Source organism: Faecalibacterium sp. 9 (assembly GCF_048320955.1).
Lineage (GTDB): Bacteria > Bacillota > Clostridia > Oscillospirales > Ruminococcaceae > Faecalibacterium > Faecalibacterium wellingii.
Genome location: NZ_JBLWGB010000002.1, coordinates 603,899 through 623,576, shown reverse-complemented (window position 1 = coordinate 623,576; position 19,678 = coordinate 603,899). Strand labels below are relative to the sequence as shown.

At 55.3% G+C, this 19,678-nt stretch carries 34 protein-coding genes, 1 other RNA gene and 1 pseudogene; 30 read left to right on the top strand and 6 right to left on the bottom strand.

The genetic code is table 11. The annotated features are described in order from the left end of the window. The first annotated feature begins 53 nt into the window (after positions 1–53). The 5 genes from dnaX (at position 54) to ssrA (ending at position 3,963) form a co-directional block, all read left to right on the top strand. Entirely contained in the window at positions 54–1,916 is a 1,863-nt protein-coding gene (gene dnaX / locus ACKXF9_RS11845) for a DNA polymerase III subunit gamma/tau (RefSeq protein WP_418266322.1), read from the top strand. Positions 1,917–2,003: 87 nt separating this feature from the next. Further along, positions 2,004–2,342 carry a YbaB/EbfC family nucleoid-associated protein gene (locus tag ACKXF9_RS11840; protein ID WP_249238577.1) on the top strand — a complete coding sequence of 113 codons (339 nt, stop codon included), beginning with the start codon at positions 2,004–2,006 and terminating at the stop codon, positions 2,340–2,342. 19 nt (positions 2,343–2,361) lie between these two features. Continuing rightward, entirely contained in the window at positions 2,362–2,961 is a 600-nt protein-coding gene (gene recR / locus ACKXF9_RS11835; protein WP_249238578.1) for a recombination mediator RecR, read from the top strand. Between the two features lie 98 nt (positions 2,962–3,059). After that, complete coding sequence (gene smpB, locus ACKXF9_RS11830; RefSeq protein ID WP_005941729.1) at positions 3,060–3,542, top strand: SsrA-binding protein SmpB; 483 nt, start codon at positions 3,060–3,062, stop codon at positions 3,540–3,542. A gap of 70 nt (positions 3,543–3,612) precedes the next feature. After that, positions 3,613–3,963, top strand: a transfer-messenger RNA (tmRNA) gene (ssrA, locus tag ACKXF9_RS11825). Between the two features lie 97 nt (positions 3,964–4,060). Here the strand turns inward: ssrA and ACKXF9_RS11820 are convergent. The 4 genes and pseudogenes from ACKXF9_RS11820 to ACKXF9_RS11805 form a co-directional block, all read right to left on the bottom strand. Next, a complete protein-coding gene (locus ACKXF9_RS11820; protein WP_418266321.1) occupies positions 4,061–5,149 on the bottom strand; it encodes a tyrosine-type recombinase/integrase in 1,089 nt (362 codons plus the stop codon). A 67-nt stretch (positions 5,150–5,216) separates the two neighbouring features. Beyond that, positions 5,217–5,966 (bottom strand): hypothetical protein, encoded by a 750-nt coding sequence (locus ACKXF9_RS11815; protein ID WP_418266320.1) that lies wholly within the window; start codon positions 5,964–5,966, stop codon positions 5,217–5,219. Positions 5,967–6,015: 49 nt separating this feature from the next. Next, on the bottom strand, positions 6,016–6,495 hold the full coding sequence (locus ACKXF9_RS11810) for a LexA family protein (RefSeq protein ID WP_418266380.1): 480 nt from the start codon (positions 6,493–6,495) through the stop codon (positions 6,016–6,018). 3 nt (positions 6,496–6,498) lie between these two features. Further along, positions 6,499–6,681 (bottom strand): annotated as a pseudogene (locus ACKXF9_RS11805) (helix-turn-helix domain-containing protein); the annotation flags it as partial. 142 nt (positions 6,682–6,823) lie between these two features. Between ACKXF9_RS11805 and ACKXF9_RS11800 the strand changes: the two are divergent. Next, positions 6,824–7,015 (top strand): helix-turn-helix transcriptional regulator, encoded by a 192-nt coding sequence (locus tag ACKXF9_RS11800; protein WP_418266319.1) that lies wholly within the window; start codon positions 6,824–6,826, stop codon positions 7,013–7,015. A 182-nt stretch (positions 7,016–7,197) separates the two neighbouring features. Here the strand turns inward: ACKXF9_RS11800 and ACKXF9_RS11795 are convergent, their stop codons facing one another. Together ACKXF9_RS11795 and ACKXF9_RS11790 are read right to left on the bottom strand one after the other, a co-directional pair. Continuing rightward, a complete protein-coding gene (locus ACKXF9_RS11795) occupies positions 7,198–7,734 on the bottom strand; it encodes a hypothetical protein (RefSeq protein WP_418266318.1) in 537 nt (178 codons plus the stop codon). Between the two features lie 117 nt (positions 7,735–7,851). Then, positions 7,852–8,160 (bottom strand): hypothetical protein, encoded by a 309-nt coding sequence (locus ACKXF9_RS11790; RefSeq protein WP_418266317.1) that lies wholly within the window; start codon positions 8,158–8,160, stop codon positions 7,852–7,854. Positions 8,161–8,216: 56 nt separating this feature from the next. Between ACKXF9_RS11790 and ACKXF9_RS11785 the strand changes: the two genes are divergently transcribed. The 24 genes from ACKXF9_RS11785 to ACKXF9_RS11670 all read left to right on the top strand — a co-directional run bounded on the left by ACKXF9_RS11785 (position 8,217) and on the right by ACKXF9_RS11670 (position 19,674). Beyond that, entirely contained in the window at positions 8,217–8,603 is a 387-nt protein-coding gene (locus ACKXF9_RS11785) for a DUF3846 domain-containing protein (RefSeq protein ID WP_418266316.1), read from the top strand. Further along, a complete protein-coding gene (locus ACKXF9_RS11780; RefSeq protein ID WP_418266315.1) occupies positions 8,591–8,779 on the top strand; it encodes a hypothetical protein in 189 nt (62 codons plus the stop codon). The genes ACKXF9_RS11785 and ACKXF9_RS11780 overlap by 13 nt, the downstream gene beginning before the upstream one ends. 18 nt (positions 8,780–8,797) lie before the next feature. Beyond that, a complete protein-coding gene (locus ACKXF9_RS11775; protein WP_418266314.1) occupies positions 8,798–9,094 on the top strand; it encodes a helix-turn-helix domain-containing protein in 297 nt (98 codons plus the stop codon). Between the two features lie 14 nt (positions 9,095–9,108). Continuing rightward, positions 9,109–9,375 (top strand): hypothetical protein, encoded by a 267-nt coding sequence (locus tag ACKXF9_RS11770; protein WP_418266313.1) that lies wholly within the window; start codon positions 9,109–9,111, stop codon positions 9,373–9,375. Continuing rightward, the gene (locus tag ACKXF9_RS11765; RefSeq protein WP_418266312.1) at positions 9,359–9,655 is read left to right on the top strand and encodes a hypothetical protein; all 297 of its coding nucleotides are present in this window, start codon (positions 9,359–9,361) and stop codon (positions 9,653–9,655) included. The genes ACKXF9_RS11770 and ACKXF9_RS11765 overlap by 17 nt, the downstream gene beginning before the upstream one ends. Positions 9,656–9,662: 7 nt before the next feature. Then, on the top strand, positions 9,663–9,866 hold the full coding sequence (locus ACKXF9_RS11760; RefSeq protein WP_418266311.1) for a hypothetical protein: 204 nt from the start codon (positions 9,663–9,665) through the stop codon (positions 9,864–9,866). Further along, positions 9,859–10,089 carry a hypothetical protein gene (locus ACKXF9_RS11755; RefSeq protein ID WP_418266310.1) on the top strand — a complete coding sequence of 77 codons (231 nt, stop codon included), beginning with the start codon at positions 9,859–9,861 and terminating at the stop codon, positions 10,087–10,089. Before ACKXF9_RS11760 ends, ACKXF9_RS11755 begins: the two co-directional genes overlap by 8 nt. Continuing rightward, on the top strand, positions 10,086–10,370 hold the full coding sequence (locus ACKXF9_RS11750; protein WP_418266309.1) for a hypothetical protein: 285 nt from the start codon (positions 10,086–10,088) through the stop codon (positions 10,368–10,370). The genes ACKXF9_RS11755 and ACKXF9_RS11750 overlap by 4 nt, the downstream gene beginning before the upstream one ends. Beyond that, positions 10,367–10,729 carry a hypothetical protein gene (locus tag ACKXF9_RS11745; protein ID WP_418266308.1) on the top strand — a complete coding sequence of 121 codons (363 nt, stop codon included), beginning with the start codon at positions 10,367–10,369 and terminating at the stop codon, positions 10,727–10,729. The genes ACKXF9_RS11750 and ACKXF9_RS11745 overlap by 4 nt, the downstream gene beginning before the upstream one ends. Before the next feature lie 86 nt (positions 10,730–10,815). Further along, positions 10,816–11,076, top strand: coding sequence for a hypothetical protein (locus ACKXF9_RS11740; RefSeq protein ID WP_418266307.1), 261 nt, complete (start codon positions 10,816–10,818; stop codon positions 11,074–11,076). Between the two features lie 77 nt (positions 11,077–11,153). Next, positions 11,154–11,615 (top strand): hypothetical protein, encoded by a 462-nt coding sequence (locus ACKXF9_RS11735; RefSeq protein WP_418266306.1) that lies wholly within the window; start codon positions 11,154–11,156, stop codon positions 11,613–11,615. Beyond that, complete coding sequence (locus tag ACKXF9_RS11730) at positions 11,593–12,246, top strand: hypothetical protein (RefSeq protein WP_418266305.1); 654 nt, start codon at positions 11,593–11,595, stop codon at positions 12,244–12,246. Before ACKXF9_RS11735 ends, ACKXF9_RS11730 begins: the two co-directional genes overlap by 23 nt. Beyond that, entirely contained in the window at positions 12,231–12,776 is a 546-nt protein-coding gene (locus ACKXF9_RS11725) for a hypothetical protein (protein WP_418266304.1), read from the top strand. Before ACKXF9_RS11730 ends, ACKXF9_RS11725 begins: the two co-directional genes overlap by 16 nt. After that, entirely contained in the window at positions 12,776–13,087 is a 312-nt protein-coding gene (locus ACKXF9_RS11720) for a hypothetical protein (RefSeq protein ID WP_418266303.1), read from the top strand. The genes ACKXF9_RS11725 and ACKXF9_RS11720 overlap by 1 nt, the downstream gene beginning before the upstream one ends. Next, entirely contained in the window at positions 13,080–13,538 is a 459-nt protein-coding gene (locus ACKXF9_RS11715; RefSeq protein WP_418266302.1) for a single-stranded DNA-binding protein, read from the top strand. Before ACKXF9_RS11720 ends, ACKXF9_RS11715 begins: the two co-directional genes overlap by 8 nt. A gap of 21 nt (positions 13,539–13,559) precedes the next feature. Further along, complete coding sequence (locus ACKXF9_RS11710) at positions 13,560–14,402, top strand: helix-turn-helix domain-containing protein (RefSeq protein WP_418266301.1); 843 nt, start codon at positions 13,560–13,562, stop codon at positions 14,400–14,402. After that, the gene (locus ACKXF9_RS11705; RefSeq protein ID WP_418266300.1) at positions 14,399–15,733 is read left to right on the top strand and encodes a replicative DNA helicase; all 1,335 of its coding nucleotides are present in this window, start codon (positions 14,399–14,401) and stop codon (positions 15,731–15,733) included. The genes ACKXF9_RS11710 and ACKXF9_RS11705 overlap by 4 nt, the downstream gene beginning before the upstream one ends. A gap of 17 nt (positions 15,734–15,750) precedes the next feature. Continuing rightward, positions 15,751–16,167: a hypothetical protein gene (locus ACKXF9_RS11700; protein WP_418266299.1), complete on the top strand. Its 417-nt coding sequence runs from the start codon at positions 15,751–15,753 to the stop codon at positions 16,165–16,167. Beyond that, the gene (locus tag ACKXF9_RS11695) at positions 16,154–16,459 is read left to right on the top strand and encodes a hypothetical protein (protein ID WP_418266298.1); all 306 of its coding nucleotides are present in this window, start codon (positions 16,154–16,156) and stop codon (positions 16,457–16,459) included. Before ACKXF9_RS11700 ends, ACKXF9_RS11695 begins: the two co-directional genes overlap by 14 nt. A 1-nt stretch (position 16,460) precedes the next feature. Beyond that, positions 16,461–16,592: a hypothetical protein gene (locus ACKXF9_RS11690; protein WP_418266297.1), complete on the top strand. Its 132-nt coding sequence runs from the start codon at positions 16,461–16,463 to the stop codon at positions 16,590–16,592. Between the two features lie 20 nt (positions 16,593–16,612). Further along, positions 16,613–17,032 (top strand): sigma factor-like helix-turn-helix DNA-binding protein, encoded by a 420-nt coding sequence (locus tag ACKXF9_RS11685; RefSeq protein ID WP_418266296.1) that lies wholly within the window; start codon positions 16,613–16,615, stop codon positions 17,030–17,032. A 579-nt stretch (positions 17,033–17,611) separates the two neighbouring features. Continuing rightward, on the top strand, positions 17,612–17,959 hold the full coding sequence (locus tag ACKXF9_RS11680) for an HNH endonuclease signature motif containing protein (protein WP_005941833.1): 348 nt from the start codon (positions 17,612–17,614) through the stop codon (positions 17,957–17,959). 97 nt (positions 17,960–18,056) lie between these two features. Then, positions 18,057–18,329: a hypothetical protein gene (locus ACKXF9_RS11675; RefSeq protein WP_418266295.1), complete on the top strand. Its 273-nt coding sequence runs from the start codon at positions 18,057–18,059 to the stop codon at positions 18,327–18,329. Further along, positions 18,274–19,674: a hypothetical protein gene (locus tag ACKXF9_RS11670; RefSeq protein ID WP_418266294.1), complete on the top strand. Its 1,401-nt coding sequence runs from the start codon at positions 18,274–18,276 to the stop codon at positions 19,672–19,674. The genes ACKXF9_RS11675 and ACKXF9_RS11670 overlap by 56 nt, the downstream gene beginning before the upstream one ends. Positions 19,675–19,678: the final 4 nt, after the last annotated feature.

The window sequence follows — 19,678 nt, the reverse complement described above, 5'->3', positions numbered from 1 at the left end:
CGTCGTGCGCTGTCCTTTTTGTTTGCAGATTTGCCGGGAAGGGGGAACAGACCATGTATCGCGCATTGTACCGCAAGTGGAGACCCCAGCGCTTTGAAGACGTAGTGGGCCAGCGGGCCATCGTCACCGCTCTGAAAAATCAGATCACGGCAAACCGTGTGGGCCACGCCTATCTGTTCACCGGTGTGCGCGGCACCGGCAAAACCACCTGCGCTAAAATTTTTGCAAAGGCGGTCAACTGCCTGCATCCGGTAAATGGCGACCCCTGCGGCGAGTGCGAGATCTGCAGGGGCATCGACAACGGCAGCATTCTGGATGTGGTGGAAATGGATGCTGCCTCCAACAACGGCGTGGATGATATCCGCGACCTGCGCGATGAGACTGCTTACACGCCCAGCGCCTGTAAATATAAGGTATACATTATCGATGAGGTGCACATGCTGTCCACAGCAGCCTTCAATGCACTGCTCAAGACACTGGAAGAGCCGCCTGCCCATGTCATCTTTATTCTGGCAACGACCGAGATCCAGAAGGTGCCTGCCACCATTCTGTCCCGCTGCCAGCGGTATGACTTTACCCGCATCGGGCCGGAGGACATTGCCCGCCGGGTGGAGTATATCGCAGGGGAGGAAAAGCTGGAGCTGACCCCGGACGGAGCCGAGCTGATCGCCCGTCTGGCAGATGGCGCACTGCGCGATGCACTGTCCATTCTGGACACCTGCGCCGGCGTGACAGCGAAGATCGACGCAGATGTGGTGCGCCGTATGGCCGGCGTGACCGACCGCAGCTATTTGTTCCGTATTTCGGATGCGCTGGAAGCGCAGGACGGTGCTGCGGCACTGGCACAGCTTGCCCAGCTGCGTCAGCAGTCGGTGGACGTCAAGCGCCTGACAGAGGAGCTGATCGCCCACTATCGTGCCCTGATGCTGGCGGCGCTGCCCGGCGGGCAGGCGCTGCTGTCCGGTGTTTCGCCGGAGGAAGAAGCCCTTTATCTGGAAAAAGGCCCTCAGCTGGGACAGCGGGAGGCCATCCGTGCGATCCGTGCTCTGGGCAGTGCGCTGGAGCACATGACCCGCGGCAGCGACCAGCGCATTGAGCTGGAACTTGCCTTGTTCAGCCTTTCGGAGCCGCCTCAGCAGATGCAGGCGGTACCCGTACAGGCCGTGCCTGCCCGTGCGGCGGCTCAGCCTGCAGTCGTGCAGCCGTTTGCTTCGGCACCGGCGGCGCAGCCATTTGCAAGTGCTCCGGCCCGGCCTGCTCCGACCGCCGAACCGACACCGGCGCAGCCCCAGGAAGCTGTTCCGGTGCAGTCGGCGGTGCCTGCTGCATCCGTACCGCAGACTGTAGAGCCGGAACAGGCAGAAATATCTCCTGCTCCGGCGGAGGAAACACTGCCGCTTCCCGAGGAACCGCCGGTGCAGCAGACAGAAACTCCTTTGCCGTGGGAGGAACCACCCGCATCGGTGGAGCAGCCCGCTGCCCCGGAACCGGTTCAGCAGCCGTCTGTCCCGCCGGTGCAGGAAAAAACGGCAGACCCTGTACCCGGCAAGTCCGATAAGACGGTACAGGAGGGAATCGCTCCCTTCCCGTACTGGGAGCAGGTGGTGCAGCAGCTGCAGGAAAAAGACCCCATGCTGTACACCTACCTGCGCAAGTCAAAAGCCTATTTCGACGGTACCCGTGTGCTGATCGACGGCGGAAAGACCTTCCGGGATTTTATCCGCGCCAATAAGGACAGCCAGCGGCTCATCAAAAAGCTGATCGCCAATGTATCCGGCGTGGCAGTGCCCATCGGACCCTATGAGCCCAAAACGGCAGGCAAGGCTGTTTCCAATGCGGAACAGTCTCTCAGGGCACTGGAAAAGCTGGGTCTGGATGTGTCCATTGAAGATTCCGCAAGAAAAAAGAGATCATAAGCAATAAAACCCTCTCAGGCGCATGCGCGCCAGCTCTCCCGAAGGGGTTGACTGAGAGGGTCAATAAATAAAAGGAGTAAACCAACTATGAAAGCAAGAATGCCCGCAGGCTTTGGCCGCCCCGATATGAACGCCCTCATGCGTCAGGCACAGAAGATGCAGGAGGACATGAAGGCAAAGCAGGCCGAACTGGAAGCTGCTGAGTACACTGGCAGTGCTGCCGGTGAAATGGTCACGGTCAGGATGAATGGCAAGCACGAGGTGCTGTCCATCAGCATCAAGCCGGAGGCTGTGGACCCGGATGATATTGAAATGCTGGAAGATATGGTGGCTGCAGCCATCAATGCTACCGTCAAGCAGGTGGACGAAACGGCCGAAGCTGAAATGGGCAAGCTGACCGGCGGCATGAACATCCCCGGTCTCTGATCCGGCAGGAGGGAAGAACATGGGCTATACTGCAGCCCCGCTGGAAAAGCTGATCGAAGAGTTCAGCAAATTTCCGGGCATCGGGCGCAAGGGTGCTACCCGTATGGCATATCAGGTACTGAGCATGTCGGATGAAGACGCTGCAGCTCTGGCAGGTGCAATCCAGGGTGCTCACACCAAGCTTCATCGCTGCCGCATCTGCCAGAACTATACGGAGGCAGAGCTTTGCCCCATCTGTGCCAGCACAAAGCGGGATCCCTCTGTCATCTGCGTGGTGGAAACGCCCCGCGATGTTCAGGCATTTGAGCGCACCCGGGAATACCATGGCCTGTACCATGTGCTGCACGGCCTGCTCAGCCCGATGGACGGCATCACCGCAGAGCAGCTGTGCGTCAAGGAGCTTCTGGCCCGCTTGGGGGATGGCAAGGTGAAAGAGGTGATCATGGCCATGAACCCGACGGTAGAAGGAGAGGCTACTGCCATGTATCTGGCAAAGCTCATCAAACCGCTGGGCATCAAAACCACCCGTCTGGCCTACGGTCTGCCGGTAGGTGCAAGTCTGGAGTACACAGACGAGACCACCTTGTACCGTGCACTTTCTGGCCGTGGCGAGCTGTAATTTGGAAATAATTTACAGTTTCTTCAAAAACAGCTCTTGCAAAACCGTGAAAAAATGGTATACTGATACAACAGAAACGGAGAAAGGAGGCGCGCAGCATGGCACCCACCAAAGAGCGTCCGGCGACCAAAACCATCGCCACAAACCGTGAAGCGCGCCACGAGTATTTTGTTCTGGAAGCGCTGGAAACGGGTGTGGAACTGAAGGGCACAGAGGTGAAAAGCCTGCGTGCCGGAGGCGTCAACCTGAAAGACAGCTGGGTCGATATTGAAGACGGTGAGCTGCTGGTGAAGGGAATGCATATCAGCCCCTACGACCACGGAAACATGTTCAATCAGGACCCCATGCGTGTCCGGCGTCTACTGGCGCACAAAAGTGAGATCCGGCGGCTGCACCAGCAGTGCAAGCTGCAGGGCTACACCCTTGTGCCGCTCTCGCTTTATTTCAAGCATGGCCGCGTAAAAATGGAAGTGGGCCTTTGCAAAGGCAAAAAGCTCTACGATAAGCGTGCAGACGCCGCACAGCGCGACGCAAAGCGTTCCATTGACCGTGCCATGAAGTCCAACGGCAAGTATTATTGATTCTTTCAGACCGCTTCCTGAAGCGGAACTTTTCCAAAGCTTTCTGCACACCGCAGGGTGTGCTTTATAAGGGGGCGTAAAGGTTTCGACGGGGAGAGCGAGGTCTGGGCAGCGGGTAGCAGTGGGGGAACTGCTCTATAACTCCTCCAAAAAAATTAACTGACAATAACAATTCTCAGTTGCTCGCAGCCTGAGTGCTGCGCGTTCCGCCCACTCTTGTGTCGTGTGGGGCCGGGGCGTCCTTTAGACACAGCACCTGAACGGACCTAAGCTTTGCGGACCGGCAGGAACTCATGAAGCTACCAATGCGCTAGCCTGACGATCGGCGTGGCGCGGCGGGAATGTTGTAGATCGCCTGCACCCGGAGATACCTGCACTGAACTCTTTTCGGACATGGGTTCGACTCCCATCGCCTCCACCACTAAAAATAGCGTTAATTCGTCAAGAATTAACGCTATTTTTCTTTTACTCACGCAAGAGGTCACGCACTCATAAATAAAAAAAGAAAAAATTGCATTCTATTTGCGAGATTCTGGATTCAAAATCTTAAACAGGACACCGTTGACAGCTTGCGCGGTATCTTCGGCATCGGAACCAAATGCGTGACCGTATACGCCAAAGGTGTCCATGTCTTTGCTATGGCCAACAAGTTGTTTGAGCTCACCTTCTGGAAGACGTTTCATCATGGAAACGAAGGTGTGCCGCAGCTCATAGGGAGTGCACGGATTGATGCCATTGGAGCTGCAATAGAGTGCCCAGCGATGCCGGTAGGTGCTTTCTGATTTGATGCAAAACACGCTTTCAAAGTCACCGGTAAGCTCGCGCTGGGCGTTGAGGACTGCCTTTGCTGTATCGGTCAGAGCAAAAGAACGAACGGCGTTTTCATTTTTTCCGTGCGTTTCCTCTTTGTAAATATTGATGCTGCGCCGTACATCACAGCGGCTTTCGTGGATGTCACACCACCGCAGACCGATAATCTCACCGGGTCGCAGGCCGGTGACGACTTGAAACCGATAGGCATTGACATATTCATCCGCTACCGTGCGGCCGCGCAGCAGAGTGGTATCGATGTTGAACAGTTTGAGCACATCGCTCGGTTGCAGGATCGTCTTGACAGAATTGCGAGCCCCGGCGGGTGGTTTGAGATCTTCCGGGTGCAGCGTGGAAATGCGTTTCAGGCGCATCCACTTGCAAAATGATTTAAGATCATAGCAAAGACTTGTCAACGTCTTTTTGGAGAGCCCTTTGGAATAGGCGACATCAACAATATTTTTCAAATCATATTCAGTGAGAGAAGAAACCTTTTTGCGGCCGATTAGTGGTTGCACATGATTTTTCCATCGGCTTTGGATGGGCAGATAGTTGCTTTTGTCGGTGGTGAGCATTACGTCCTGAATCCACTGGACATAGAGCTCTTCTACTCTGGAAGAGGGGACAGCAACGCCAGACGCGAGCCATTCGTCTGCTTTGGCATTGGCAATGCGCTGCCCTGTGCGGCCCGGCTTGGCAGAGGTGAAAGATTTTCGCTTTCCCTGCTCATTGGTGACATCGATACGCCAGAGCTGGCGCTTTTCATCCCATGAGGCTGTTCCAACACGATTCGGCATGAGAAAACCTCCTTTTTGTACAAAGACACCCTCGGTGTTTGCAGCACCGGGGGTGTTTTTTTTATGATCAGTGATTGCTACGGTAAATTACTTCCATGCCTTGATCCGGATGATAAGACCAAGTCACAGTTACATTATCAAAGGACTCTTTCTGACGTCCGTCCAAAGCGCGAGTTTTCAGCATTTCTTCATAGAGCCAGTTAGGTAAGCCCAGTGCCTTATTAAGCGTTTCAATATGGTCGAGGCCTGCCTCGATCAACCTTGAGTCTCCGCCCTTCTGATTATAGGGGTTTGTGTCGATCATGAGGTAGGAACTGTCATCGGCAACAGTAATCATGCGATCCGAGTACACCTCATAGAACTTTTTGAAAATTTCTGCAATCGTTTTGCCGTGGTCTATAGCTGCCCACACAACATTGCCAAACAGTGTGCTCACTTTTTCGCCCTTTTCGTTTGTCGTGATAACCTCACTGGCTAAAATAATAGGAGAACCATCACCTGCGGTTTGTTGATACAATCCCTTCAGTGTAATCTGCTGGTTATTGAGCGCAGCTTTGGCATACTCATACTGGGCATCTTTAATTGCCGCATAGAAACGCTGTCCATCTGCGGAGACAACCGAGAAGCATTTGTAATTTGCATCTTGATAAGGATAAGTTGATTGATCTTGCCCTGCATAGGTGTAAAAATACCCGAAATCTGTCTGGCCTGAAAATTCTGTAGCGGTCCACTTGCTGTAGTTCGCAGCAAATGCAGGCACTGTTAAAACAAGGCCCAGCGCCAATGTCAATAATAATGAGGCGATTTTCTTTTTCATACACGACACTCCTTTTTATTTTTATCGGAACGGTTCCGATAGTTCAAAGTCACCCCACCCAGTGAGTCCAGCCTACGGCTTTGCCCTCAATGTGCACCTCTTCCAGTTGGGAGCCGGTATAGACCATGGGCGCATAAGCTGGATTTGCAGGCATCAGGGTCAGCGTGCCTGGGTTGTAATATACCCGCTTGAGGGTAGCTTCGCCATCAATGCGCACTGCGGCGATCTCGCCGTTTTCAACCTCCGGCTGGATGCGGATATACACCACATCTTTATCGTGGATGCCGGCATCTACCATGCTGTCGCCGTGGCAGGTAAGGGAAAAATCACAGCGGATATATTCCGGCACGTCCACCATTTTTTCAATGTTCTGCTCTGCTGTGATGGGTTCCCCGCAGGCAATGGCTCCGATCAGCGGCACTTTCTTCATCTTGGGCATCGGCTCAAAGCCCGGGGGGATTTCTGGCTCATCTTTGAGCGAAACGGGCTGATTTCCGTCCAGCACGGCTATCACATCGTTAAAATCCATGTTGATCGCCTGTGCCACCGCTTTGATCGTTTCAAGCGATGGAATAACGGGTTTGTTGTTTACCGGGTTTACGTTTCGTTCCAGGATGGATATATATGCCTTGCTCAGCCCGGACATTTTGGCAAACTGATCCATACTGTAGCCATGTTCTCGGCGGTACTCTTTTATCAAATCGCCCAGAATCACGTTGAACCACCTTCCTTTCTTGTAATGGTGTCAAGTACATCATACATTTTACTAGACAAAAAATCAAGTCTTTTGTCAAACTTGCTTGACATTTGTTGTCTAGTCTGCTAGACTGTTGTGTGTACGGAGGAGGTGACAACAGATGCCCTTTAAAATCAAAGAAGCACGCAAAGAAAAAGGTTTTACACAGGAAGAGCTTGCAAAACGTGCAAATGTGTCTCGTGCAACCATCATCGGGCTGGAAAATGGTACTATTACGGTAACCACCACGGAGACTCTGACCAAAATCGCAGGCGCTTTGGACAAAAAAGTGAGCGATATTTTTTTAGCATAAATGTCTAGCACACTAGACAAAAGAGCACTATGAATATATAAGGAGGTGAACAAGAGATGACCACTACTCGTTGCAAACTTTTCACAGACACAGTTCTCAATAATCTGTTGGACGCACAAAAAAATATGGCATCCGCCGAAAATGTAGATGCCAGAGGGCTGATTCGGTTGAGCCGCTTCATTTTACGTCTTTTGGAGCAGTTGGATGATGAGGTCGTAGAGCTGGCTTCGGAAGCAGAGGATGAGCGGGGTTAAAATCCAGTAAATAATTTGAAGTATCTTAATTGCGATTCTGTCACCAGAGATACCAAGAAACTCACACAGCTTACTTGGAAGAAAAAATAACAACTGAATCCAATACAACGGTGAGAAGCATTCCAACAAGCTCATTCGGAAGTATCCTTTTGCTTGGATAAAGCTATTCATCATATGACAGACCGTATCTTGCCGTTTATTTGCCATGTTATCAAAAACAGATGCATTTGCGGTCATGACTTGTCCATATCCGACAGGTTCACAAAAGGGTATCATCGGCGCTGGGATGTGAGCTTGTTTGAACAGCTTTTTGACTGGTGCTGCGTAAAGAGTGAACACTTCTCCCTTATCCGTTAAGTACGCTCTGTATTTCTTCTCATAATAGACAACTCTGGCGTAGCCGGATGCGCAAAAAACAGCCCTGTAAGCCAGAATTGCAAAAAAAGCAGTCAAAAAGTATTTCACGTCTTATTCCTCCTGTATTTTTCATTATACCGCAGGAACGAGGTGTGCACAAGGAGGTGAAGCCCATGGAAAACAAAAAGCCCAGCGAACCGCTGGAACCGGAACGCTGGGCAAAGCTCATTTAAAAAACGAGATGAAAAGCGATATCACTGCAACTACAAAAGATGCTATGGAAAGTTTACGGTTGAACTTGTTTTCTTTGGCCTGACTTTTTAAGTCCGCCTCATATTTTTCCCGCATTTTCTGTAGGCCGGCGGCGACCTGAAGCTGCGCATCATCAACTTTTTTCTGACGCTTGCGTTCCACCGCATCGGCCTCAGCCTTTTCAGCACGACGCTTTTCTTCTTTCGCTGCCATTTCACCCACTTGGCGGGCACTGGTAGGCATATTGCTGATAGGTATATTAGAAAAATCCACGTAAATCACATCCCTTCCTGCAATCATTTTACTGCAAGAAGGCACATCAAACAAGGAGATACATCATGGAACGGTATATTATTTTCATCCCGGCGGATGGGCCGTGCAGGCTGGTGCCCTGCGACGATGGCGACACCTGCAAGCTGAACACTTTGCGGGTGTTGGTGGACGGCCCTATCGAGGTAACGCCCAGCTGTCTGGGCATAACGTGGGCACGGGAGCCGGTGGACGGCATCGACCTGATCGTCAACGAGGAGGGCAGGCTGCGCGGTCTGCCGTACAATGGCCGGGCATCCGATCTGTGGGAGGGCGGCGGCATTTGCCTCCTCAATGGTGACGCGCTGCTGGCAGCTGCCAAAGGTGAGGATCTGATCGGCTTTACAAAACCGGTATGCAAGACGATTGCAGAGTTTTGGAGCCTCGACATGGAGGACGGCACATGGACAGACTGACAGCCCCGCGGTGCAGCGGCATCAAGAGCGGCTATTGGAGCACCGCCAAAAAGGACGAGCTGGTACAGCGCCTCGGCCAGTACGAGGACACCGGCCTCACCCCGGAGGAGATCAAAGCGCTGGAAGATTTCAAAAACAGCAAGGATGACCGGTGCCAGACCTTTAGCCCGGATTAAACGAAAGGGGAGAGCACGATGCTGATTAAACCTTACATTGAGCTGCAGCAGCTGATGGAGCGCAAAGGATACAACCAGAAAGAGCTTGCGGCGGCAATATCCCGCAGGCTGAATGGGTATAGCCCGGCAACGTTAAGTAACCGGCTGAACGGGAAAGCGCCCTTTCCAGTGGATGAAATTGTTGTGATCGGCGAACTTTTGAACATTTCGCCTGATGAAATATATGGCTATTTTATCAAACCGTGGGCCATTCAGGCCAAGAGAGCTAAAAAGAATCCGGCCAAGTCGAACAGGCTGGTAAGCTTTGGAGCATGAAAGGATGGTGCAGCATGAAGATCACGACCAGCGAGGAGGGCAGTCTGACCGGTAAGGTCAAGCCGTACCTGCGTGTGCAGTATGGTGACGATGGGAACCCGGAGGTTGAGACAACCTGCATCGGAATAGACGCAACAAACCTTTGCACTGCGCTGGTGGCCGCTCTGGCTGCAAATAGCGCAGACCCCGAAGCATGGCTGATCCGTGTAATGACGAAGGCTGCCGATCTGGTAAGCCGAGTGGTAAACGAGGAGGACGAGGATAATGAGAAAGAATCTTAAAATCTGGGGTGCTGCCTTTTTGATGGGTGTTGGTGCCGCACGAATCTGTGCCTGGATCAACGCCGGCATTGTCTACCTGCTTGTGATGCACGGCGGCTGGGAAGTGGCTGAGGCCGTCAAGGCCGCGCCGTGGGTGCTGTTCGCGCTGGGCTTTGGTCTGTTGCTGAGTGTGAGCGGGCTGCTTTCCACCGGTGAGCACTACAAACGCAGCGCAGAGAAGCAGCGCCACGGTCTGACCGTGACCGATGGCCAGGATCAGGATGCCCGGCGGGGTGCATGATATGGGCATGACGGCGATTGAATACGCGGAGAGCCTGAACAGGCAGTACAGGCGGCTGGCCCAGCGTAACACGAACAGCGCAAGCCTGCTGGACGCTTCCGCTGCCCCGGTAAAAGCCAGCTGCAAGGCGCGGGCCGAGGTTTACGACCTTGTGGCCGAGGAACTTGACGGCCCTATAGCACTGATGAAAGAAGAGCACAGCAATGGCTAAACCTTGCAGCTGGTACACGGTCTACTCGGCCAAGACAGACGAGATCATAGCCAGCGGGACGGCTGACATGATCGTCCAGCAAATGGGCTATGCCAGCAGAAACAGCTTTTTTTCGGCTGTCTGCCATGCCAAGCACAAAAAAGACAACCCCCGGCGGCGCTACATCTACCATGTGGAGAAGATCCCGCGGGAGGACATAAACGAAAAGGAAGGTACAGCATGAAAATTATCATTGAAGAAATCGGAGATCACATTGCGATTAGCTTCACTGGAAAAGGTAAAAAATCCGACCGTATCAAGTTACTCATGATGGTTATGGTCGAAACATTGGTTGACGGTCTCGTTTCCGACTTGACAGATGCACAGCTGCAGGATGCAGCAAGTATATTTGCCAATGAAATGAAAACTGTCGTTATTGCCCGCTACAAAATGAATCTTGCTGACCGCAAAGAAGAATTTACCGGCAAGGAGGCAGCTTTTCTCTCTAAGCTGTTCAACTTATGACCGGGCAAAAAGAAAGAGCCTGCCCGTGCGCCAACACGGACAAGCTCAAAGAGAGAATAGAAACACTTCTCACTCCAGAGTATAACACAGATCAGGAGTGGCTGCAATACGCAGGCGTGCTCTATTACGCGGTGGATGATCGCGGGCGCAAGTTTCAGGCATCCACGGTACTGCGGCTGTCTGATCCGCAGCTGGGGGAACTGATCCACTGGCTGCACTACCACCTGAAAGGCAGCAACCCGCCGCCTGCCCTGTATCACCTCGAAATGCTGCTGCAAAGCCTCGAATACCTGCGGGGCGGGCGGCACTACCTGTATAACTCGATCTATGAGATCACACGTCTGGAGGCGTACCCATGAAAATACTGATCTATGTGATCCTCGGCCTGGATCTGCTTTACATTGTCGTGATGTGCCGCCACGGAAAGCGCTGAGAGGTGGCCGCGATGAAAGATATCCGCATTACTTACACATACCACAAGAAAAACTTTGACCTTGACGAGGAGCCGACAACGGGCACCATCGTCCTCCCGGTAGAGGATGCCGCTGCTGCTGATCTGCTTTCGTCCGACATCTCGCAGCCAATAGCAGGCCGTCACATCGGCAGATCTTTCCACTGCGTCTGCGAGATGCTTTTGTGGTATTGTTCAATGCACTGCTGGTATATTCAGGGCGATGACAAGATTTTGAGCATCAGTCCGGTATAACCAGCGCCCTCCAATGGTGGCAGGAGGTAAAACAAGAGCCACTGCCAGCGCATAGCGCAAAGAAAGGAGCTGATCCCATGGGAAGGATGGTCACTGTTGAGGAGTGGGCTGAGATCCACGGAAAAACTCCCGCCACCGTCAGGCGTAAGATCCACGCCAACGCATGGCCCGACGCAAAGCAGGCCACACTGGACGGGAAACAGGTGTGGATGCTTGACGAGGATTGGCTGTGGCCCTGCGCCATGACACCGACAAAACAGGCAAAGCTGCTGTGCGAGATCCGCCGCCTGATGCCTCCCGTGGTCTACACTACCGCAGAGGACGGCACAGTGATCTGCATGGTGCCCTGCACCCATCACACCCACGTTGCCAGCGGTGTGACCGCTGACGAGATGAATGATCTGTGGAGAGCTGCCCCCCCTCAGAGGGCCGCCGCACAGGCTGCCCTGCAATATGGCTGGCTGCACCCTCTCGCAGATCCGAGATCCTACAACGAGAGAGGAGAGCGTTTACATAATGCCTACAACCGCAAAAAGTAATGCAAAAAGCACCACCCGCAGAAAGCCCATTCAGAGCGCGCAGGAGCGCCCGGCGGCGCAGGTGGTACAGTTTCCCCTGTTTGCCCCCAAACCCCGCCAGACAGCCCCGCAAGAGGTGCAGGTGGTTATTTGCGAGTGTAGCGCAGATGCCGTGCGCGTCCGGCTGCTGCCTGACCCCGCTGCTGTCTGGTGCATGATGGATGAAACGTTTGGCACGCTGGGCTGGACGCGACGCTACTACTTCGCAGATGGCCGCCTCTGGTGCGGCGTGGGCGTGTATCACCCGCTGATGAACAACTTCGCCATCAAGGATGCAGCTGCCCCGGCGGGCAAGTTGCAGATTTCAAACCCCGACAAGTGGAAGGAAAATGGCAGCTTTCTGGCTGCTGCGGCCCTTTGGGGTGCCGGTGCTGATGTGATGGCGCTGCCTTCCCTGATTTTTGCCGCCGATCAAGTTGCTATTGATCCGGTGCACAAGCGGGCAAAGAACCCCAACGACCCGCCCACGGTGGTGGGCTACCGCCTGCACGGCGCTCTGACCGTGGACAAGCTGCTGCGGGCTGAGGATGGGCACATCATCGGTGTGCAGCTGCTGCAGGGGGAGCGCAAAGTGGTATGGCAAGCAGAGTAATCGGCCGCCTGCCGGTGGTGTACTATCCACAGACCGGCAAGCTGGAAGTGGAAAACGCAGGGGAATTTGTGAAGAAACAGATCTACCAGCGTCTGGATGAGCTGGCACACGGTCAGCCACTGCATATCACCCTGACGGTGGAGCCGGTGAACAAAGCCCGCAGCACGGCACAGAACAGCCTTATGTGGGCGCTGCTTACCATCATGGCAGACCATTACAACGGCGGGCGCACCGGCGGTGTGACCCCGGAGGACTGCTATCTGGAGATGCTGGAGAAGTACGGGGCCAAGGTGGATTATCTGGAAGTCCCGGCGGGCGCTCTGGATATCCTGCGCGGCTGTTACCGGCTTGTTCATGTGGTGGAGATACTGGACGGCAACCGCTGCACGGTCAAGTGCACACAAGGCTCCAGCACCTTTACCACCGGCGAAATGAAAAATCTGATTGACGGGATCTTTGACCGCCTCGCTGAGATGGGTGTGAATGATCCCATGGTAACTGCCTATTGGCAGGAGTGGAAGGAACCATAATGGCCAAAAGCATCATTCAGGCAGAAAAGGAGTGCTATATCTGCCGCCGCTGGTACGCCGTCAAGACCACCCGCGGGCTGGAGGAGCACCACATCCTTAACGGGCCGCTGCGGCCCTTTGCAGAGCGCAACGGTTTAAAGGTCTGGCTCTGCCACCGGCATCACAACGAGCCGGGATATTCGGCCCACTTTGACGCCGGGCTTGCCTGGGCGCTGAAAGCAACGGCTCAGAAAAAATATGAAGAAAAGAACGGCCCCGGCGCACACGCTGCGTGGATGGCCGCTGTTGGAAAGGACTATCTCAATGCTTAACGTTGTAGCTATCATGGGCCGCCTCGTGGCTGACCCTGAACTCCGCACCACCCCGGCGGGCGTGAACGTCTGCCAGTTCCGCATTGCCTGTGATCGTAACTTTGCCCGACAGGGTGAGCAGCGGCAGACTGATTTTGTAGATATCGTGGCATGGCGGCAGCAGGCTGACTTTGTGTGCAAGTATTTTTCCAAGGGCAGTCTGATCGCCATAAATGGCCGCATCCAGACCCGCAACTATCAGGACAAGAACGGCAACAACCGCACCGCCTTTGCCGTGGTGGCCGAAAACATCAATTTTGGCGGCTCCAAGGGCACCAGCAGCGCAAAGGTGGACGATGGCGGCGAGGCCGCACCGCGCTCTGATGCATGGCCCAAGGCTGACCCGCCTGCCAATTACGGCGGCGTGGACGATTTTGCCGTGATCGATGACAACGACGACCTGCCGTTTTAACCCTCTGGAGGATGGATCGCCATGAAAAAAGGAAGTTACCTCACAATTCAAGATTGGATGGTCACGGATCTGCACCTGAAAGGCAATGAGCTGTTGGCTTATGCCCTGATCTACGGCTTTTCTCAGGACGAACAGTCATGCTTTTATGGCTCCTATCAGTATGTCATGGAGTGGCTGAGCGTTGACAAGACTACTGCCGTTCGCGTGCTGCGCAATCTGGAAAACAAAGGACTGCTGCGCAAATGGCAGGAGAAAGAGGGCAACGTGATTGTCAACCGGTATGCAACCAACACCACCCCTGCCTGCCCGGCGGCATCTGACCAGTTGCAAAATGCAACCGGTGGTAAAACGCAACCGGTGGTAAAATGCAACCCAGACCAGTTGCAAAATGCAACTCCGACCGGTTGCAAAATGCAACCCAAGAATACTAGAGAGAAAGCTAATAATAATAAACCCCGCGCAGGGGCGCGAGAGGAGCCGGACGGTCTGACCGTGGCCGAGGTCTTTGACGAGTTTTCCCGCGGCGGCCCCGGCGGGCTGTATGACGCTTTGATGGATTTTGACCAGCACCGGCGTGAGCTGGCCAAGAAGGACAAGAAAAAGCTGTGGACGCCTCTGGTGGCAAAGAAGATCTGCAAGTCCATCAAGCGTCTGGTTGAAGAGTCGGGCGTTCAGGATCGCACCGGGTACGCCATTGCAATGCTGAATCAGAGCATCGAAAACGGCTGGACGGGTGTTTTTGCCGTCAAGGATTTTGTGGACAAGGTCCCGGCAGTACATAATGCCCAGCCTGCGCCGGATAGGCCCCGCAAAATAACCAAGGACATGACCCTTGCGGATCTGCTGGGAGGTGTGAGCGCATGAGTGCCAGCAAGATCACCACGGCACAGCAGCATCAGCTGGCTGTGATCGGCGCGGCAATCCTTGACCCGGCGGCGTGCAAGGCCACCGTGGAGCGCCTGACACCGGCCATGTTTGAGGATGGCCCATACAGGCAGCTGTTTGGAGCTATCAAGCTGCAGCTGGACAGCGGCCACAACGTGGATGCTGTGATACTGGAGCGGATGCTGGGCGGTGATTTCCGGCCCCTGATCGTAGCCGCAGCGGAAACCGTGCCCACCATCAGCCATGTGCAGGACTATGAGGCACTTGTGATGGAGGACTACCGCAAGCGCCTGTTGGTGGAACTGGCCACCAGCGTGACCCTGAGCGCAGCGGACGCGGACAGCATCTGCCGGGACATGAGCGAAGCCCTGAAAGTGCAGGATCATCTGCGCCGGGAGAGCGTGGACGCGAACGTCAAAGATTTTTCTGAGGTCTGGGATGAAACCATGCAATGGCTGCAAAAACCGGACACCAGCGTCAAAATGGCATGGCGCGAACTGGACGAGTTGGGACTGTTTGGGGAAAAGATGGTCACTGTGCTGGCAGGCCGTCCCGGCCACGGTAAAACAGACCTCGCTCTGGCTCTGGCCCTGCGCCTGAGCAACTGCGTACAGACCTACTACCTGACCATGGAAGAGGATCGGCGCAAGCTGATGATGAGAACCATGTCCAAGCTGACCCGCATAAACAGCACACGCCTGAGAGACCGCAAGATCACCGAGGAGGAGCGGGAGAGCCTGAACAACGCTTTTGCCCTTATCAAGGGTCACACCGGCATGATCTACGATGACGGCACCCGCATGACCGTGGACGATATCCGCGCCCGCGTCATGAAGTACCGGCCCCGGATCGTCTTTATCGACCATATCGGCCTGATTGCGGACACTCAGCCGGGCCGCAAGGAGTATGAGCGGCTGGCAGACGTGACCCGTCAGCTGAAAGAGCTGGCCATGGAAACCGGCATCACCATCGTGGAACTGGTGCAGCTGAACCGCAGCACCGACCGGAACGGTGGAGCCAAAAAGGCAGCGCTGGGAGATCTGCGCGGCTCTGGCACCATTGAGCAGGACGCGGATGCCGTTGTGTTCATCGAGAGCGAGGTTACAGGAGAGCGCCGCCTGCAGGGGCCGAATGATTATTTTGAGGTCAGTCTGCGGGTGAGCAAAAACCGAGAGGGCGAAACAGGCCGGGTGCCCATGTGGTGGCAGCCTCAGTATCATGAGTGGCAGCCCGCGCCTGATCCGTCCGAAAATTACAACGAGGATGATTTTATACCCGCAGACCATGAGGATGGCCCGGCGGGGTGGTAAACAGGAGATAAACGAAAATGGATGATGTGAGATTGATCGATGCCAATGCAGCCATTGAGAATGCAGACAAGCGTTATAGCGAATGGAACCTTGCCATGGCTGCGGCAGAAGGAAACCGGCAGATTAGTATGGCTTACAAAAAGCAGGAGCTTTTCAAAGCCGTGAGGAAAGTTATTGAAAGCTGCCCTCCCATTGACCCGGATAGTCTGCAGCTGCAGTGGCATAAAACGGCAGAAGATCCTCCCAAAGCAGAGGACGCAAACGAGGACGGCTGCGTTCTGAGCATCAACATAAACCCCGGCGACATGAAAACGACGAATTGGCCGTGGAACATGGTGGCAGCTTTCCCGGATTGCCTTCCGGTCTGGATGCCGCTGCCTAAAAAGCCAGATGGAGTGCTGCGGCTGCAGGAGGGTAAAGATGGACAAGGTTAAGCTGGTTGATCCCAAGGAAGTGAAAAATACGATTTTCAACGCTGCTCTCCGCGGCAGGATCCGCACGCTGATGGACATTGGGAAGTGCGTTGACAGTACGCCCACAACGACTATTATACTGCCCCGGCGGGCTATATGGAGGCCGATAGATAGCGATGACCCGGTTATGGCCACCCGGTTCCAGTGCTCATATTGTGCCTGCGAAATATCTAACGATTGGGATTATGAGCCGCCGGACGATATGTGGAATTATTGCCCCTGCTGTGGCTCTAAGATGTACGGAGGTGAGTAAAATGCTGGAGAGAGCTGGATATATGGCTCTTGTTGTGATAGCGTGGGCCGTTGCAGTCGGTTTTGCTGGCAGTGTGACCTTTCTGCTGGCCGAGTTGGCAGCGGAATTTTATGAGGAACATTTTCGCCGTTGATAAAGGGAGGATGCAGCCCGATGACCTATGAAGAAAAAAAGGAATGGTTGCGGCGGTACCGCAAGGCCGCAAAGCTGGAAAAGATCAAGCTGGAAGAGGTAGAGCGGTACCGTACAGACGCGGAGCATATCACGCAGGTGCTCTCCTCTGTTCCCGGCGGCGCTGGTGACGGTCAGGCGTTACCCCGCTCTGTAGAACGCATTGCGGATGCTATGCAGGCAGCCAACGCGCAGGTGATGGAGTGCCAGAGGATCTGCAAGGAGATCCTGAGCGTCATGAACCAGACCGTGGACATACAGGATTACGAGATCCTGTACCTGCGATACATCGGCGGCAAGAAGTGGGAGCAGATCGCCGTCAAGATAGGCATGGATGTAAGCCGCGTATACCGGCGGCACAAGCGTGCTGTGAAGGCTCTCGATATCCCGGAGTGTCAGTAAACGCACTGTTTTTGAAGCAAAGCGCACTGTTTTGCACTGTTTTTGATGAAAGACGCACTGTTTTGCACTGTTTGACCTGTGATATTATTAGACTGCGAAAGCCGCAAGGAGCTGGACAACATCCAACACCCTGCGGCTTTTGTATTGCCCGGCTGACACAGAGGATCACCTTTCCCGACCAACAGCCTGAATGCACCAGCCGAGCAATTCTTATTTTGTTATCCGCGGCACTGTCAGGGTCTGCACCCCGGCGGGGTCATTGGATAAATATAGGTCATTGTAGCATCATCCTCAGTGCGTGGCAGCATACAGCCAAGCGGGTTCCATTCCATCCTGCCCAGCAAGCTGCCGCTGCGGGCAGCTGCGCACTGACCGCGAATATCCTGCCGTCCAAATGGGCGGCTTTTTTGATACCCCCGGGCCTGCAAAGCACCCCGGGGGCTTTTTATACCCTGCCCCCTTCCGCAAACACCCCACCCCTGAAAAGGCCCCGGGCCATACCGGAGAGACGCGGGGAGTATCCGGCCTGCACAAATCTGTGCGGGCTTTCCTTTTACAATCAGCAGGAGGTGCAGCAGCATGGGCAATCCGCGCTATGCCAACGGCCAGCTGCGGCGCAAGCACCGTGCGCGGCTGCGTGCAATGGGCTGCGAATGCGGCATCTGTCACGGACGTTTCGGGCCGATTCATTACGATGAGCCTTCGGACGCACAGCATCCTTTGTCCTTTGTGGTGGACGAGATCAAACCTGTATCCAAGTGGAGACAGTTCGGCTACCCGTCCGCGCGGGCCGCTGCAGAAGATTGGTCGAACCTACAGGCCGCACACTGGTTCTGCAATGCACAGAAAGGCAATAAAACCGCCGAAAATGGCCCAAAACAGGCTAAAATCGTGCGGATTCCGCACGTTTCAGACGGCAGTTGGTGAGGGTGGGGAGGGGCCCCCTCCCGTGCCCTCGGCGACCCCCAGTGCCGTCAGCGCCGATTTACACACAGGGAAAATTTGAAGGGGGTGTTTCTGGCCTATGGCGACCATGAAAAGCATCACGGCCCGAGGCACCCGGCTGGAACAGCTGAAGCAGCTGGCAAAGGTGCTGGCAACCGGCATTGATGCCTGCAAGGACTGCCGGGCCCTGCCGCAGCTGACCAAACAATACCGGGAGACCATCCGGGAAATTGAAGAGATCGAAGGAGCAAAGGATGACACGGACGAGATCGGCGCGATCCTCGCACAGCGAGAGCATGATGGGAAGTCAGGAGCCGTCCGCACATATCGCACCGGAGTATCCGGCGACTGACGGGGCGGACGCCGTGCGCATCCTGCGGGCAGGCGGCACGGTGCTGGATCCGTGGCAGAGCGACATTCTGGACGACTGGATGAGCCGCACAGTGTCCGGCAAATGGGCAGCGCCTACGGCAGGCGGCAGTGTCCCCCGCCAGAACGGCAAAAGCCTGCTGGTGCAGGGACGTTCCGAGGCTGGGATGCTGCTGTTCAATGAGACGGTCATTTACACCGCCCACCTGCAGAAGACCGCCACCGAGACTTTTGAGGAAATGCGGGCCTTTTTTGAAAGCCCGAAGCTGCGCCGTCATGTGGCCGAGATCAAAACGGCGCTGGGCCGGGAGCAGATCATCCTGAAAAGCGGTGCCCGCATCAAGTTTCTGGCTCGCACCCGCAACGGCGGACGCGGCCAGCACGGCGACCTGCTGATCTTTGACGAGGCACAGGAGCTGGACGAGACCGCGCAGGGTTCTTTCCTGCCCGCCATTTCCGCCAGCCTGAACCCGCAGACCATCTACGTGGGCACGCCGCCCGGCCCCGACGCCGTGGGCACTGTGTTCCGCGCCCTGCGCAAGCGTGCGCTGGACGGCGAAGCGAAAAAGGCCGCATGGTTCGAGTTCTCGGTGTCGGAGATCGGCGACGTGAAGGATCCGGAACGCTGGGCCGCAGCAAACCCGGCCCTTGGTCGGCGCATCCAGTTCTCCACCATCGAGGGCGAAGCCGAACAGCTGGACCCGGACACCTTCGCCCGGGAGCGGCTGGGCTGGTGGAGCCCGGAGATCACGGAGCATCTGGATTACGCTATCGACCGCACCGCGTGGGAAGCCTGCGCCAGCGAGGACGAAAAGCCCGAAGGCAAAACTGCTTACGGCGTCAAGTTTTCTGCCGACGGCAGTGCTGTGTGCCTGTGCGGCGCGGTGATCCCGAAGGAGGGCCCCGCGCGGGTCTCGCTGCTGGAAATGCGCCCTGCCGGTCAGGGCCTGACATGGCTGGCCGACTGGCTGAACGACCGGTACGGCAAGGCCAGCTGCGTGGTCATTGACGGCCGCAACGGCGTGGATGTGCTGGTGGAACGCATCAAGGATGTGTGGAGGGCAAAGAACTCAGTGATCCGGCCCGCCGCAAGGGACGTGATTGCCGCCGTCAGCGGCTTTACCAACAGCATCAGCGAGGGCACCCTGACATGGTATAAGCCTCAGACGGTGCTGGACGAAAGCGCTGTCACCGCCGTCAAGCGGCCCATCGCGGGCGGCTTCGGCTTTGGCGGGGACAACAGCCTGCCGGTGGAAGCCTGTGCGCTGGCTCTCTGGGGCGCAAAGATCAGCCGTCGCGACCCTACCCGCAAAATGAAGATCGGCTGAAAGG

What these genes read in the sequence shown, in the direction of transcription:
- ACKXF9_RS11820 (WP_418266321.1), bottom strand. Translation starts at nt 5,149, where the DNA reads ATGCCGAATCGTGTTGGAACAGCCTCATGGGATGAAAAGCGCCAGCTC.
- ACKXF9_RS11765 (WP_418266312.1), top strand. Translation starts at nt 9,359, where the DNA reads ATGAGAAAGAATCTTAAAATCTGGGGTGCTGCCTTTTTGATGGGTGTT.
- ACKXF9_RS11760 (WP_418266311.1), top strand. Translation starts at nt 9,663, where the DNA reads ATGACGGCGATTGAATACGCGGAGAGCCTGAACAGGCAGTACAGGCGG.
- recR (WP_249238578.1), top strand. Translation starts at nt 2,362, where the DNA reads ATGGGCTATACTGCAGCCCCGCTGGAAAAGCTGATCGAAGAGTTCAGC.
- ACKXF9_RS11670 (WP_418266294.1), top strand. Translation starts at nt 18,274, where the DNA reads ATGATGGGAAGTCAGGAGCCGTCCGCACATATCGCACCGGAGTATCCG.
- ACKXF9_RS11780 (WP_418266315.1), top strand. Translation starts at nt 8,591, where the DNA reads ATGGACAGACTGACAGCCCCGCGGTGCAGCGGCATCAAGAGCGGCTAT.
- ACKXF9_RS11750 (WP_418266309.1), top strand. Translation starts at nt 10,086, where the DNA reads ATGAAAATTATCATTGAAGAAATCGGAGATCACATTGCGATTAGCTTC.
- ACKXF9_RS11685 (WP_418266296.1), top strand. Translation starts at nt 16,613, where the DNA reads ATGACCTATGAAGAAAAAAAGGAATGGTTGCGGCGGTACCGCAAGGCC.
- ACKXF9_RS11745 (WP_418266308.1), top strand. Translation starts at nt 10,367, where the DNA reads ATGACCGGGCAAAAAGAAAGAGCCTGCCCGTGCGCCAACACGGACAAG.
- ACKXF9_RS11725 (WP_418266304.1), top strand. Translation starts at nt 12,231, where the DNA reads ATGGCAAGCAGAGTAATCGGCCGCCTGCCGGTGGTGTACTATCCACAG.
- ACKXF9_RS11710 (WP_418266301.1), top strand. Translation starts at nt 13,560, where the DNA reads ATGAAAAAAGGAAGTTACCTCACAATTCAAGATTGGATGGTCACGGAT.
- ACKXF9_RS11715 (WP_418266302.1), top strand. Translation starts at nt 13,080, where the DNA reads ATGCTTAACGTTGTAGCTATCATGGGCCGCCTCGTGGCTGACCCTGAA.
- ACKXF9_RS11800 (WP_418266319.1), top strand. Translation starts at nt 6,824, where the DNA reads ATGCCCTTTAAAATCAAAGAAGCACGCAAAGAAAAAGGTTTTACACAG.
- ACKXF9_RS11775 (WP_418266314.1), top strand. Translation starts at nt 8,798, where the DNA reads ATGCTGATTAAACCTTACATTGAGCTGCAGCAGCTGATGGAGCGCAAA.
- ACKXF9_RS11755 (WP_418266310.1), top strand. Translation starts at nt 9,859, where the DNA reads ATGGCTAAACCTTGCAGCTGGTACACGGTCTACTCGGCCAAGACAGAC.
- ACKXF9_RS11770 (WP_418266313.1), top strand. Translation starts at nt 9,109, where the DNA reads ATGAAGATCACGACCAGCGAGGAGGGCAGTCTGACCGGTAAGGTCAAG.
- ACKXF9_RS11815 (WP_418266320.1), bottom strand. Translation starts at nt 5,966, where the DNA reads ATGAAAAAGAAAATCGCCTCATTATTATTGACATTGGCGCTGGGCCTT.
- ACKXF9_RS11810 (WP_418266380.1), bottom strand. Translation starts at nt 6,495, where the DNA reads ATGGATTTTAACGATGTGATAGCCGTGCTGGACGGAAATCAGCCCGTT.
- dnaX (WP_418266322.1), top strand. Translation starts at nt 54, where the DNA reads ATGTATCGCGCATTGTACCGCAAGTGGAGACCCCAGCGCTTTGAAGAC.
- ACKXF9_RS11700 (WP_418266299.1), top strand. Translation starts at nt 15,751, where the DNA reads ATGGATGATGTGAGATTGATCGATGCCAATGCAGCCATTGAGAATGCA.
- ACKXF9_RS11705 (WP_418266300.1), top strand. Translation starts at nt 14,399, where the DNA reads ATGAGTGCCAGCAAGATCACCACGGCACAGCAGCATCAGCTGGCTGTG.
- ACKXF9_RS11695 (WP_418266298.1), top strand. Translation starts at nt 16,154, where the DNA reads ATGGACAAGGTTAAGCTGGTTGATCCCAAGGAAGTGAAAAATACGATT.
- ACKXF9_RS11720 (WP_418266303.1), top strand. Translation starts at nt 12,776, where the DNA reads ATGGCCAAAAGCATCATTCAGGCAGAAAAGGAGTGCTATATCTGCCGC.
- ACKXF9_RS11730 (WP_418266305.1), top strand. Translation starts at nt 11,593, where the DNA reads ATGCCTACAACCGCAAAAAGTAATGCAAAAAGCACCACCCGCAGAAAG.
- ACKXF9_RS11680 (WP_005941833.1), top strand. Translation starts at nt 17,612, where the DNA reads ATGGGCAATCCGCGCTATGCCAACGGCCAGCTGCGGCGCAAGCACCGT.
- ACKXF9_RS11840 (WP_249238577.1), top strand. Translation starts at nt 2,004, where the DNA reads ATGAAAGCAAGAATGCCCGCAGGCTTTGGCCGCCCCGATATGAACGCC.
- ACKXF9_RS11735 (WP_418266306.1), top strand. Translation starts at nt 11,154, where the DNA reads ATGGGAAGGATGGTCACTGTTGAGGAGTGGGCTGAGATCCACGGAAAA.
- smpB (WP_005941729.1), top strand. Translation starts at nt 3,060, where the DNA reads ATGGCACCCACCAAAGAGCGTCCGGCGACCAAAACCATCGCCACAAAC.
- ACKXF9_RS11785 (WP_418266316.1), top strand. Translation starts at nt 8,217, where the DNA reads ATGGAACGGTATATTATTTTCATCCCGGCGGATGGGCCGTGCAGGCTG.
- ACKXF9_RS11675 (WP_418266295.1), top strand. Translation starts at nt 18,057, where the DNA reads ATGGCGACCATGAAAAGCATCACGGCCCGAGGCACCCGGCTGGAACAG.
- ACKXF9_RS11690 (WP_418266297.1), top strand. Translation starts at nt 16,461, where the DNA reads ATGCTGGAGAGAGCTGGATATATGGCTCTTGTTGTGATAGCGTGGGCC.
- ACKXF9_RS11740 (WP_418266307.1), top strand. Translation starts at nt 10,816, where the DNA reads ATGAAAGATATCCGCATTACTTACACATACCACAAGAAAAACTTTGAC.